Source organism: Rhizobium leguminosarum bv. viciae USDA 2370 (assembly GCF_002008365.1).
GTDB classification, from domain to species: Bacteria; Pseudomonadota; Alphaproteobacteria; order Rhizobiales; family Rhizobiaceae; genus Rhizobium; species Rhizobium leguminosarum.
In genome coordinates this window covers 59840-72746 of the sequence record NZ_MRDL01000047.1, presented here as the reverse complement: position 1 = coordinate 72746, position 12907 = coordinate 59840, and the positions used below count along the sequence as shown (strand labels likewise).

At 62.0% G+C, this 12907-nt stretch carries 13 protein-coding genes; 2 read left to right on the top strand and 11 right to left on the bottom strand.

Features of this window, described 5'->3' with window-relative positions; all coding sequences use genetic code 11:
* Positions 1 to 155 precede the first annotated feature (155 nt).
* A complete protein-coding gene (locus BS629_RS24330; RefSeq protein WP_018241186.1) occupies positions 156 to 644 on the top strand; it encodes a MarR family winged helix-turn-helix transcriptional regulator in 489 nt (162 codons plus the stop codon).
* Between the two features lie 44 nt (positions 645 to 688).
* On the opposite strand, the gene BS629_RS24325 is transcribed toward BS629_RS24330, so the two are convergent.
* The 10 genes from BS629_RS24325 to BS629_RS24280 form a co-directional block, all read right to left on the bottom strand.
* A complete protein-coding gene (locus BS629_RS24325) occupies positions 689 to 913 on the bottom strand; it encodes a hypothetical protein (RefSeq protein WP_003546479.1) in 225 nt (74 codons plus the stop codon).
* Positions 914 to 1143: 230 nt separating this feature from the next.
* Positions 1144 to 1380 carry a 30S ribosomal protein S21 gene (gene rpsU / locus BS629_RS24320; RefSeq protein WP_018241185.1) on the bottom strand — a complete coding sequence of 79 codons (237 nt, stop codon included), beginning with the start codon at positions 1378 to 1380 and terminating at the stop codon, positions 1144 to 1146.
* A gap of 59 nt (positions 1381 to 1439) precedes the next feature.
* Positions 1440 to 1724, bottom strand: coding sequence for a hypothetical protein (locus tag BS629_RS24315; protein ID WP_018241184.1), 285 nt, complete (start codon positions 1722 to 1724; stop codon positions 1440 to 1442).
* Positions 1725 to 1999: 275 nt separating this feature from the next.
* Entirely contained in the window at positions 2000 to 2209 is a 210-nt protein-coding gene (locus BS629_RS24310) for a cold-shock protein (RefSeq protein ID WP_003546468.1), read from the bottom strand.
* 306 nt (positions 2210 to 2515) lie between these two features.
* Positions 2516 to 3250, bottom strand: a complete 735-nt coding sequence (locus BS629_RS24305; RefSeq protein ID WP_018241183.1) for a L,D-transpeptidase family protein — start codon at positions 3248 to 3250, stop codon at positions 2516 to 2518.
* Positions 3251 to 3389: 139 nt separating this feature from the next.
* Positions 3390 to 4196 carry a L,D-transpeptidase gene (locus tag BS629_RS24300; protein WP_018241182.1) on the bottom strand — a complete coding sequence of 269 codons (807 nt, stop codon included), beginning with the start codon at positions 4194 to 4196 and terminating at the stop codon, positions 3390 to 3392.
* Positions 4197 to 4386: 190 nt separating this feature from the next.
* Positions 4387 to 5307 (bottom strand): alpha/beta hydrolase family protein, encoded by a 921-nt coding sequence (locus BS629_RS24295; protein ID WP_018449444.1) that lies wholly within the window; start codon positions 5305 to 5307, stop codon positions 4387 to 4389.
* A 113-nt stretch (positions 5308 to 5420) separates the two neighbouring features.
* Positions 5421 to 7046: a cisplatin damage response ATP-dependent DNA ligase gene (locus tag BS629_RS24290; RefSeq protein ID WP_018241180.1), complete on the bottom strand. Its 1626-nt coding sequence runs from the start codon at positions 7044 to 7046 to the stop codon at positions 5421 to 5423.
* A 51-nt stretch (positions 7047 to 7097) separates the two neighbouring features.
* A complete protein-coding gene (locus BS629_RS24285) occupies positions 7098 to 8108 on the bottom strand; it encodes a ligase-associated DNA damage response exonuclease (protein ID WP_018241179.1) in 1011 nt (336 codons plus the stop codon).
* Positions 8109 to 8195: 87 nt separating this feature from the next.
* Entirely contained in the window at positions 8196 to 9002 is an 807-nt protein-coding gene (locus BS629_RS24280) for an alpha/beta fold hydrolase (RefSeq protein WP_018241178.1), read from the bottom strand.
* Positions 9003 to 9116: 114 nt separating this feature from the next.
* Between BS629_RS24280 and BS629_RS24275 the strand changes: the two genes are divergently transcribed.
* Positions 9117 to 10088, top strand: a complete 972-nt coding sequence (locus tag BS629_RS24275; protein WP_018241177.1) for a glycerophosphodiester phosphodiesterase family protein — start codon at positions 9117 to 9119, stop codon at positions 10086 to 10088.
* A gap of 377 nt (positions 10089 to 10465) precedes the next feature.
* Here BS629_RS24275 and BS629_RS24260 read toward each other — a convergent pair whose 3' ends face one another.
* Positions 10466 to 12763: a sensor domain-containing protein gene (locus tag BS629_RS24260; protein ID WP_018241176.1), complete on the bottom strand. Its 2298-nt coding sequence runs from the start codon at positions 12761 to 12763 to the stop codon at positions 10466 to 10468.
* Positions 12764 to 12907: the final 144 nt, after the last annotated feature.

Here is a 12907-nt window from a genome sequence, read left to right as displayed (position 1 = left end):
AGAGCATGATGTCGCCCGAAAACCGCTGAAACTTTTCGGCATCATGTTCTAGAGCAATTCCAGCAAAAGTGCGCAGCGGTTTTGCGCCCGGAATTGCGTGAAAACAAAGGGATAGAGCATTTCGTGATTCGAAGAAAAACGGGAATGCTCTAGGGATGATGGATATGAAAGCGCACACGACGAAGACGATGGAGATACCGCAAGAGGAGAAGCGGCTGGAAAAACAGCTGTGCTTCGCGGTCTATGCGACGGCGCATGCTTTCACCCGCGCCTACAAGCCGATCCTCGACAAGGTCGGCCTGACCTATCCGCAATATCTGGTGATGCTGGTGCTCTGGGAACGCGGCGAATTGCCGGTCAAGACGATCGGCGAGCAGTTGGATCTCGATTCCGGCACGCTGTCGCCGCTGTTGAAACGGCTGGAACAGAGCGGGCTGATCAAGCGCATCCGCGACCTGCGCGACGAACGGCAGGTGATTGTGTCGCTGACCCCTAGAGGTGAGGCTATGAAGGGGGAGATCGATACGATCATGATGGCGATCGGGCAAGCCGCAGGCTGCACGCTTAAGGAAATGGCCGAGATGCGCGACATGCTGCATCGGCTGCGGGGTAATCTCGGGCGGGCCGGCGCGGACGGAGGCTGAACGCGTCCACCCGGTAGACCCTCATCAGCGTGCGCTCCGAGAGATCAGGGCCGCGGCTTAGCCGGCGACCGACGCTTCTTTGCAGGAGCCGCCTTAGGTTCGGCCTCGGCCTCCTGCTGCAAACGCAGCGCCTTCAGCTTCTCCGTCTTCTTGTCACGGGCCGACGCCTCGGCGGCGATGATGGCACGCGCCGTGTGATCGGTCGCTTCCGCCTTGTCGCGAGACGAGAGCTTGGCGGGATTGAAGAATTCTCCCTTGGTGGCGGTCATGTGCCCCTTTCCCAGGTGATGGCGGCGCTACAGCATAATTCCTTAAATCGGAATTGGCTCAAGGAATTATGCAGAAATTCAAAGTGTTACGGCGTCCATTGCGCGTCTCAAAAGACGCGCAGCGCTGCAAGCCATGAATCCGCGGCTGAAAGCCGTGATCTCACGGCTGAAACCATGATTCCGCGGTCGGACCGTGATGCCACGGCCGGACCGCGACTCCCCGGCCGGGATCAGCGGGTGCGGAGAACTTTCTTCGGTGCCGGCAGCAGACCTTCGCGCTGCAGCTTCTTGCGGGCAAGCTTGCGCTGGCGGCGAATGGCCTCGGCCTTTTCGCGGGCGCGCTTCTCGGACGGCTTTTCAAAGGCGCTGCGCGCCTTCATTTCCCGGAACAGGCCTTCCCGCTGCATCTTTTTCTTGAGCACGCGGAGCGCCTGATCGACATTGTTGTCCCTGACGAGTACCTGCAAAACGATATCCTTCCTGTCGCGGCGGCGAGGCCGCACTGTCCATATTAAAAAGCGCGGGACTACTTCCCGATTTTGATGCTCGAAAACTTCAGCCAGGGTTCGGCGCCATCGGACTTGGCCGCCGCTTGGGGGGAAACCCTGGATGGCGTTTCCCCGGTATCGATGTCGGCCTCAGTGATGCGGCGTTCGAAATTCTCTGCGTCGAACTGGACGCGGTATTGCACATGCCCATGGTCATTGGGCAGGATGCTGGAGATCCGGCACCGCTTGTCGGCTTTCGCCGTGCGGGTGAGGCCGGACTTCAGCACGATCATGTCGCCGACTTTATAGTTTGGTCTGCCCATTTCAGCGTCCCTTCGACTCTTCGGCTGCTCAATCGGTCAATCAGAACGACCAGGGGCCATTCAGGTACGACCGAGGGCCATTCCGGAAAAGCCTGCGATCAAAGCAAAAAGGCCGGGCTCGGACCCGACCTCTTCCAGTCACTCAGCCCGCTGCCCGTATGGTCAGCTCACCGCCACCCCTGGCCAGCTCGCTGCCAGTACATCCGTGGTCAGCTTGCCGCCAGCACATGGCCAGCCCGCTGCCATATTCATGGTCAGCAGAGGCGAATGACAAATCATGCGGCCTGAAGATTATCAGCCGAATTCTTGCCGGACTTCTTGTCGCGGACGAGATCGTAGCGGATCTTCTGACCTTCAACGAGTTCGCGCATGCCGGCGCGTTCAACCGCTGAAATATGGACGAAAACGTCCGTAGAACCATCATCCGGCTGAATGAAGCCAAAACCCTTGGTGCCATTGAACCACTTGACGACGCCTGAATTCATAACGATCTCCTTTTCAACCGTTTGTGTTCGCCTGCGGAGAGATATCCGACAAGCCGTATCGATGTTGAGAGGATATCTGACGGTGCGCTCAAGCGCGTGGACAAAGGTCGCAAGCAATTCGATACGCACCATGTAGGATATTTACCGAATTAAGCAATGGTATTTCGGAAAATAATTCTCTTGCGGGCGCAAAATGAAGCTCTTGCCCCGGGGGCAAAGCATCTGCTTGCCCGGGGCAAAGCAGGTGCTTGCCCGGGGAAAAGGAATTGATCCCAGGCGACCGGATTGGGGCCGCCTGGGTGAAAATTACTGCCAGACGACGATCGGCGCCTTTGTCGGAACGCGATCGTAGAGATCGATGATATCCTGGTTCAGCAGCCGCACGCAGCCCGATGAGACGGCCTTGCCGATCGAGCGCCAATCGGGATTGCCGTGCAAGCGATAAAGCGTGTCCTCTCCATTCGAGAAGATGTAAAGCGCGCGGGCGCCGAGCGGGTTTTTCAGGCCCGGCTCCATGCCGCCATTCTCGATCGAATATTTGACGAGTTCGGGCTGGCGGGCGACCATCTCGTTCGGCGGCTTCCAGCGCGGCCATTTCTGACGCCACTGGATGACGCCCGACCCCTGCCAAGCGAAACCCTCGCGGCCGATGCCGACGCCGTAACGCATCGCCATGCCGCCATTCTGGACGAGATAGAGGAAGCGCGACGGCGTATCGACGACGATGGTGCCGGGAGGCTGACCTGTGGGATCGACGACGAGCTGGCGATAATAGCGCGGATCGATCTGCTCGTAGGGAACGGCTGGAATGAGAAAGCCGCCGTCCTCGACGGGGCCATACATGACGGCAAGCTCGGCCCCACTCGGCACGCTCGACGTTCCCATCGATTGGAACAGGCGCATGGGCGAACGGTAGATGATCGTCGTATCGCCTGATGTCACCGTGTTGGCTGAGGAGGCGCAGCCGGTGAGCGCGGAGGCTGCGGTCAATGCCGAAAAGGAAAGAAAGCTGCGGCGGGAAAGGTGTCTATCGAGGCTCATGACGCGGGACTGATTTCCTTTGATGCGGGAATCTTGGGATAACGACATAAGAAGATCTATCGGCTTGCGCCAAATAAACCATAGCTTCACGCAGACGTGTCCCGCCCGGAGCGGACGAATGGGCCACGCTGTTGCAGCGCTACATCACAACGATCTCGGCCTTGGCAGGCACGCGGTCGTAAAGATCGACGACGTCCTGGTTCAGCATGCGCACGCAGCCCGACGAGGTGGCCTTGCCGATCGACTGCCAGTCGGGCGTGCCGTGGACGCGGTAGAGCGTATCCTGCCCGTCCTTGAAGATATACATGGCGCGTGCGCCGAGCGGGTTCATCAGCCCCGGATTCATGCCGCCATTCTCCGCCCCGAACGGGCGAACCTCAGGCTGGCGCGAGACCATTTCGACCGACGGTGTCCAGCGCGGCCATTTCTGCTTCCACTGGATGACGCCGCGGCCGGACCAGGCGTAACCGTCGCGGCCGAGGCCGACGCCGTAACGCATCGCCTTGCCGTTGCCCTCGACGAAATAGAGGAAATGCGCCTTGGTATCGACGACCACGGTGCCGGGACGCTCAGTCGTCTGATAATCGACCTCCTGGCGCAGGAACTGCGGCTGCACGCGGCTGACCGGGATCGCCGGCAGGGTGAAATCCGCGTCGCGAAGCTCACCATACATCGCCATATGCACGGGATTGGTCACCGGCAGGCCATAGGTCTGGTGGAACTGGGTCTTGTAGAGTTCGCGCGTCTGCGGCACCGGCTGATCGGGGACCGGCCGCACCCGGCGCGGATCGACACCGGGCGGCTGATAGAAGACCGGCGAGGTTTCCTGGACGAAGCGGGCGGGCGAATCGGCGGCGACATCGGGAATGAGGATGTTGCACCCGCTCAGCGACGCAACCGCAATCACGAGCCCGGCAATCGGGAAGACCCGGCGCAGAAAATTCATGGAACCACCCTTATCAACGATCGGCAGACAACGACATCTGCCGGGACGATGGCATCCGCGGCTGGCGCGAGGCTGGCGTTGGGGTGGAAAAGGCACAAGGTCAGGAAACGACCAGCCCGCCGCCATCGGTGGCGGGATCGCGGATCAATCGTCCAGGGCACTTAATCGCAATTGCCGGTGGCGGCGAAACTCAGGCCGCCACCCCGTGGAAGAAACGGATGCTCTGTTCGATCTCGGCCGGCAGCGCCGAGGTATGATTGCCGGCGACGGTTTCGGTCTCGATATGAATGCCGGCGGCGCGGGCGCGGCGGGCAAGCAGATCGGCGCGGTCGTTGAAATGCGGCTCCTCGGTGCCGTGGACGACACGCACCGGGCATTTGAAGCTCTGGGCGTAACACAGAGCAGAGCGCACCTCGAATTCATGCTCATTGCTGTCGTCGAAGCGGATATCCTGGGGATAGCGGCTGAAAAAGCGGAAGGCGTTGGGGTTGCCCGAAATCGGCGCGGCGGCGCGGAACTTGTGGGTGGTCATCGCCGTCAGCATGGTCAATGTGCCGCCGATGCTGTGGCCGGCGATGAACAGCCGTTCGGGGTCGACGCCCGGCAGATGCGCCAGGCGCTCGGTGGCGGCCAGCACGTCGTCGACCTCGTCGTAGAAGCCGGAGAAATTGCCCATCTGGCCGTTTTCGCCGCGCAGCGACGGCATCATCACGACATAACCGGCATCCATATAGGGCTTCATCAGCTGCCAGTGGCCGATGCCCATGGCATTGCCGCCGTGCAGGAAGAGCACGGCCGGTTTGGCGGCGCGCTCGCGCTTATATTTGGAAACCCAGGCCGCCAGTTCCAGCTCGCCGTAGCCGGAGCGGTAGAAGATCTTGTCGGCATCGGCCGGCGCATTCAGCGGTTCGTATTTGTCGGGCGCCGGGCCCTTCTGCAACAGCTTGGTGCGGAAATGGTGGCGGACCTTGGCATAGTCGTGCTTGGCGAGACGCGGCTCGTCCGGGACATCAAACGCGGCTGCCATGCGCGGCAGGATGAGTGCACCGGCAAGACCCGCCAGAACGGCACGGCGTTGACGGAAAAAGGAATTTTGTTCAAGCGAGCTCATAACGCACCCATCATTTCCCCGGCACGCAGAATCTGCACCGGAAGATCGTTGCCGCCAATACACATGATGTTGAAAATATTGCCCTGCGTCATTGTTGCGCAGGGCATGCAACCTCATTCCGGCTTGGCGTCGATCATGGCGATCAGCGTGCGCAGCCGGTCGGCCTCGTATGAGGGCTTGTCGGGGCGAAGGCGAGCGATGCGGGGGAAACGCATGGCGACCCCCGATTTGTGCCGGGTCGAGCGGTTGATGCCCTCGAAGGCCACTTCGACGACGAAGCCGAAATCCTTGTCGGCGCGCACGGCGCGCACCGGGCCGAAGCGCTCAGTGGTATTGTCACGTACGAACTTGTCGAGCACCTCGAGTTCGGCATCGGTGAAGCCGAAATAGGCCTTGCCGACAGGCACCAGCTGTTCGCCGTCCTCGTCATCGGCCCAGACGCCGAAGGTGAAATCAGAATAGTAGCTGGAGCGCTTTCCATGGCCGCGCTGGGCATACATCAGCACCGCATCGACATTATAGGGGTTGCGCTTCCACTTGAACCAGGGGCCCTTCATGCGGCCGGCCTGGTAGATGCTGTCGCGGCGCTTGATCATCACGCCTTCGATGACCGGATCGGGCGGCGCGGCGCGGAGAGCGTCGAGCTCTTCCCACGACGAGAACGGCACGAGCGGCGAGAGATCGAAACGGTCATGGGGGGCGCGGTCGATGATCTCGGTCAACCGGTCGCGGCGATCGATATAGGTCCGGCCGCGGACATCCTCCTCGTCGTCGAAGAGCAGGTCATAGGTGCGGATGAAGGCGGGATAGTCGCCGAGCATCTTCGTCGTCACCGTCTTGCGGTTCAGGCGCTGCTGCAGGTCGGAGAAGGTCCGGGTCGGGCTGTTGGAGCGGGCGGTGCCGCCAACCAGCAGCTCGCCGTCGACGACGCCGGAAAAACTGATCGCGTCGAGAATATCGGGAAAGGCGCCTGAAATGTCGTCGCCGGAGCGGGAATAGATCTTGCGCCTGTCGCCGGAGCGGGAGAGCTGCACGCGGATGCCGTCCCATTTCCATTCGGCGACATAGTCGGCCGGATCGAGACCAGTGAGATCGCCCTCCTCCACCGCATTGGCGAGCATGACGGAGTGAAAGATTGCCGGTGTGGCCAGCACCGGTTTTTCGCCGCCATTCGCCAGCCATTCAAACAGCGTCTCATAGGGCGGCTGCAGACCGTGCCAGAGGGTTTCGATCTCGGTGACGTCCTTGTCGCCGAGATCGGCCAGCGCCTGCTTGGCAAGGCGAGCGGAAACGCCGATGCGCATGGCGCCGGTCGCCAGCTTGATGAAGGCGAAACGGCCGGACGAATCCAGCCGGTCGAGCAGGTCACGGACGAAGCTGCGCACTTCTGTGCGGCCGAGTGCGTTCATGCCGGTGACGACCTCGCCGAGACGCGGCTGGGCGAGCGCCGAGCGGTCGAAATCCCTCTCATTGTCCCAGACAAGCGAGATGGTTTCGGCGAGATCGCCGACATAATCATAGGAATAGCGGAACAGCACCTCGTCCATGCGCTCCAGCACCAGCTCGCGCAACATGGCGGGCTTGACGTTGCGCACCTCCAGCGTGCCGGCGATGGCGGCAAGGCCATAGCCACGGTCAGGATCGGGCGTGTCGCGGAAATAGTCGGTCAGCAGCTTCAGTTTGCCGTTGCGGCTGGGTGTGAGCACCAGGCGGTCGAGGAGGTCGGCGAAGGCTTTCATGGGCGCCTCCCGACTTCGGAGGGGTTTTGACGCGGGATATTGCTCATCTCCTCAATCCCCCTCGTCCTCATAACCCACCAGATGCAGCGGTTTCGCCTTGATGCCCTGCAAATGGCACCAGCGCACCAAGGCCTCCTCGCGGCCATGCGTCACCCAGACCTCGGCCGGGTGCAATTCCCGGATCGTTTCGGTCAGCTCCGGCCAGTCGCAATGATCGGAGATGACGAGCGGCAGTTCGACGCCGAGCTGTTTGGCGCGCTGGCGCACCATCATCCAGCCGGAGGCGAAGGCCGGCAGCGGCTCGTTGAAGCGCCGGGCCCAGCGGTCGGCGAAGGCCGATGACGGGCCGATGACGACCGCACCCTTGAAGACTGATTTGTCGCGGCTTTCGATCGTCGCCGGCAGCAGCTCGCCGAGATCGATGCCCTGCTCGATGTAATAGTCGCAGAGCCTTTCCATGGCGCCGTGGATATAGATCGGTTCGGCATAACCGGCATCGCGCAGCAGCCGGATGACGCGCTGGGCCTTCCCCAGCGCATAGGCGCCGACGAGATGGGTGCGCTCGGGAAATTGCCGCAGCGACGCCAGCAGCTTGGCTATCTCCTCCATTGGATCGGGATGATGGAAGACCGGCAGGCCGAAGGTCGCCTCGGTGATGAAGACATCGCAGGCAACCGGCACATAGGCGGCGCAGGTCGGATCGGGGCGGCGCTTGTAGTCGCCGGAGACGACGATGCGGGTGCCGTTCTTCTCGATGGCGATCTGGGCGGAGCCGAGCACATGGCCGGCCGGATGAAAGCTCACCTTGACGCCGTTCACCAGCAGTTCCTCGCCGAAGACCGCAGCCTGCTCGCTGGCGCAGAAACCGTCGCCGTAACGCAGACGCATGATGTCGAGCGTCTGGCGGGTGGCAAGCACGTTCACATGGCCCGGGCGGGCATGATCCGAATGGCCGTGGGTGACGAGCGCCTGCTCGACCGGCCGCACCGGATCGACATAGAAGCCGCCCTCGGGGCAATAGAGCCCCTCCGGGGCGGGATAAAGCAGCGCATCAGGTCTCATGAAACGAGAGATAGCGGGAAATGGACGCGAGGCCAGAGGGCGGGAAGAACGGACTATGGAATGGAGCGCGGCTCAACGACTGCGATGTCATGACCCTATCCCGTCGAGAAAGTTGACCACAGCGACATTAAACTCACCCGGCCGCTGCAGCGGCGCGAAATGACTGACGCCTGTGAGATAGATCATCTCAGCGTTCGGAATGCTGCGAGCAAGATATTCGGCATGGTCGGGCTTGATGAATTCGTCGCGCTCGCCGAGGACGATTGCGACCGGCACCCGGATCAGGCCCAAGTCGGCGGCCTGATAATTCGGCTCCGTCCGCATCATCAGGCTGACCGCCTCGACGAATGGATTAAAATCGTCAGGCGTGGTGGACAATGCGGCATAGTCCTTGGCGTGCCGGCTGAAGCATCGGTCGATGACCGGGCTCGGAACAAATTCCAGCGTGCCGCTCGGATCCATGTTGCAGGCGAAAAAGAAGACCCCCTCGACACGTGACGGCGCCGTCATGGCGAGAATCAGGGCAATGCAGGCGCCGTCGCTCCAGCCGACGACGGCCGCCTTGTCGAGATGCAGCGCGTCCATGACCGCGAGCACGTCAGAGGCCATCAGCTCATAGCTATAGGGACGGGCATCGCGGGTGCTTCTTCCATGGCCACGGCTGTCGATCAGCACGACGCGGCGGCCGCGGCGCAACAGTGCCGGGACCTGATAGCCCCAGTTGCCGCTGTGACCAAGGCCGCCATGCAGCAGAATGACAGGGGGACCTGCGCCGTAGGACGCATACCAGATGCGGGCACCGTCGCGCGCGACATGCCCTTCAACTGCTGCCGGCGGCAATGGGGCGCCGCCATGCGTCTCGAAATGGATGAGCTCGTCGTCTTGTGGTTCCATAGCGATGAGGCTCCCGTCCGGCGAATAGACCGATGGCATAGAAAAGCCGGAAAACAGCCCAAGAACAACCAGAATCGCTTTCTAGCCCTTGCGATGCAACCAGGGGGATCAGCATTGGGCAGGAAGTTTTTCTATTGTGCGGCGGCAATCGCGGTCGTCGCGGCGGGTATCTACCTCAACAATACCAGCCTGATTGCCGAACACCGACCGGGAAAACCGGTGCTGCTCGCCCATCGCGGCATCGCCCAACGCTTCGACGAAACCGATCTCAAGAACGACACCTGCACGGCGAGCCGCATGCTGCCGCCGAAACACGATTATCTCGAAAACACACTTCCGTCGATGCAGGCAGGCTTTGCGGCCGGCGCCGATATTGTCGAGATCGACGTACATCCGACAACGGACGGGCAGTTCGCCGTCTTTCACGACTGGACGCTCGACTGCCGCACCGACGGGCATGGCGTCACCCGCGAGCATTCGATGGCTGACATGAAGAGGCTCGACATCGGCTATGGCTATACCGCCGATGGCGGCAAGACCTTTCCCTTTCGCGGCAGGGGCATCGGCATAATGCCGACCCTTGCCGAGGTGCTGTCGACCTTTCCGGATCGGCGCTTCCTCATCAACGTCAAGAGCCGCGATCCTTCCGAGGGCGAAAAGCTCGCCACCGTGCTCAACGGACTTTCCCAGGAAAGACGGGCCGAGATCATCGTCTATGGCGGTGACGAGCCGATCGACGTGCTGCGCCGGATGGCACCCGATATCAAGACCGCCTCGCGCAAGAGCCTGAAGGGCTGCCTGTTCGGCTATGTCGGCTATGGCTGGACCGGCCTGCTGCCGGACGAATGCAAACATGCGATGATGCTGGTGCCGATCAATATCGCCCCGTGGCTCTGGGGCTGGCCGGACCGTTTTCTCAACCGGATGGCGGATGCCGGGACCGAGGTCTTCGTGCTCGGTCCCTATCGCGGCAGCGATTTTTCCACCGGCATCGATGACCCCGCGCAACTGGCGCGGCTGCCGCCAAACTATGCGGCGGGCATATGGACGAACGAGATCGAGGCGATCGGCAAGCTTGCGAAATAGAGCTTGAAAGACGCCGCATCGACCTGATCGATGCGGCGTCTTTCAATGTTTCCTTTTGTGCATGTCGTTCTCCCAAAATCGCTGCACACTTTTGGGCGACATGCAATAGAGCCTTTCCGGGTTAGATTGAAGCATTCTGTTGGCTCAAACGGAGTCGGATGGTCGACCGGCCGGCGCGCGTCGTAGCCCGGCTCTACGGCCAAGCCGGCCGGTCGATCAGCCGGCCCGTTTCAGCCAACCCGAAGGGCCGGGCATCTTTCCGCCAGGATCAAAGGCGATCGGCTCGGACGTACCTTGGGGTATGCCCGTCGCCAATCGCCTTTGATCCTGACGAAAACCTGCTCCGGCAGAATGCTTCAATCTAACCCGGAAAGGCTCTAGAGGCTCCGCGCCCGCAACAATGCCGGGATCTCCTCCGGGGAGACGGGTTTCGAGAAGCGATAGCCTTGCGCTTCCTCGCAACGCGCCTGGCGCAGGAAATCCATCTGGGCGTCGGTTTCGACACCCTCGGCGAGAACCGAGAGCTTCAGCGTCTGCGCCAGCGAGATGACGGCCGAGGCGATGGCGACGGCGGTCTTGTCGCCCGGCAGGGCCTCGACCAACGAACGGTCCATCTTCAGGCGGTCGAAGGGGAAGGTCTTCAGCGCCGCGAGGCTGGAATAGCCGGAGCCGAAATCGTCGATCGACAGGCGAACGCCCAGCGCCCGCAGCGATTCCATCATGGCGAGCGCGCGTTCGGCATCGTGCATCACCACGCTTTCGGTGACCTCCAGCTCCAGCCAGCGCGACTGCAGGCGGTGGCGCTCGAGCGCTTCGGTGACATGGGTTGCGAAATCCGGGTCGGCGAATTGCTTGGCGGAGACGTTGACGGCGATCGTCAGCGGCGGCAGGCCCATATCCTGCCAGTTGCGCGCCTGGCGGCAGGCCTCGTTCAGCACCCAGAGACCGAGGGGGACGATCAGGCCGGTCTCTTCGGCGAGCGGAATGAAATTGACCGGCGGCAGCCTGCCCTTGGCCGGATGGTTCCAGCGAACCAGCGCCTCGAGCCCGGTGATGCGGCCGGTGGCGACATCGACCTGCGGCTGGTATTGCAGGAACAGCTGGTCGCCGGCGATCGCCAGGTGCAGTTCCTCGTGCTCGCCGAGCGGCATTCCGAGGGGCGTGCTGCCGCCCTCGTGATGTTGCAATGTGTTGCGGCCGAGTTCCTTGGCGCGGTACATGGCGCGGTCGGCATTGGCGAGAAGCTCTTCCGAGGTTGCGCCATCGAAGGGGAAGGCAGCGACACCGATGCTCGAGGTGACGGTGATCTCGCCGTCCGCGCCGCGGATCGGCCGGTTGATCGCCTTCTGCAGCTCGCGAAGACGGCGCGTGATGCCGGCATCGTGGCTCGACTGGTGGACGAGCACCACGAGGAATTCGTCGCCGCCGAGACGCACCACCATATCTGACGCCCTGACGCTATTGGCCATCCGGGCGGCGATCTCCTTCAGCACCTCGTCGCCGGCGGCGTGGCCGCGGCCATCATTGATGTCCTTGAAGTTGTCGAGATCGATATAGGCGACGGTCACCTTGCGGTTGTTGCGCCGGGCCTGGTCGAGGATACTCGCGAGCCGCTCCTTCAGGAAGGCGCGGTTCGGCAGGCCCGTGAGATCGTCATGATGGGCCATAAAATGAATGCGGTCGTCGACACGCTTGCGCTCGATGGCGATGCCGGCGATATGGGTGGCGAGCGCCACCAGCGTCATCTCGTGCTCGGTGGGACGGCGGACTTCCCTGGAATAGAGCGCGAACGTGCCGAGCACATTGTTCTGCGATGTGGCGATCGGCGTCGACCAGCAGGAGCGGAACCCGAACGGGGCAATCAACGCGCGAAAATCCTCCCAGAGCGGATCGCTCATCACGTCCTCGACGATCACGGTCTGACCGCGCCACGCGGCGGTGCCGCAGGAGCCGACCTTCGGACCGATCGTGACACCATCGATGAGGCGGCTGTAGCCGCCGGGCAGATTGGGAGAGGCGCCGTGATAGAGCCTGGTGCCCTCGCTGTCGAGCAGCAGTACCGATCCGTCGATCCCGGTCAGTTGCGCCTCGATCATCAGCACGAGCGCCTCGAGGATCATCGGCAACGGCTCGTTGCGGGCAATCATTTCGAGCAGGCTCGCCTGGCCGCGATGCAGATCCTCCTGGCGCTTGCGTTCGGTGATATCACGGGAAACACCGATCAGGCCGACGATTTCGCCGCGATCGTTGCGCAGCGGGATCTTCGAGGTCAGCCGGCATATTGGCCTTCTGCTGCCGGGAAGGACGTAGGATTCCTCCATGTCGATGCGGGCTTCGCCCGTCGTCATGATCTGCTGCTCGATATCGAAATGGTGGAGCGCCGTCTCGAAATCGAACAGGTCGAAATCGCGCTTGCCGGTCATCAGCGCAGCGCTCTCCAGGCCAAGGCTGCTGGCGGTGACGGCATTGGCAAAGACGAAGCGGCTGTCACGATCCTTGACGTAGAGAAAATCCGGAAGCTCGTGGACGATTTCCTTGAGGCGGAGATTCTCGATACCCTCGGAAAAGTGGTGGGCGGTCGATGCCATCATTGCCTCCGTCGCGGCGACGATGCGCCGCGTTTCGGCCGTCAGGGCATCGGCTGATTCCCATCGCCTGGCACTCGGTTCGTGCATGCCGCCATTCTCCCCGCCGGCCGAAGGCCGTATCCCACACCCGTCATCATAGAATTTCCCTTAAAAGTAGTCCTCATTTCCTTCGGCTTGCTTAAATGAAAGGGTGAACAAGACGACAATATAAGCGGCGATATCCTGCCGTCG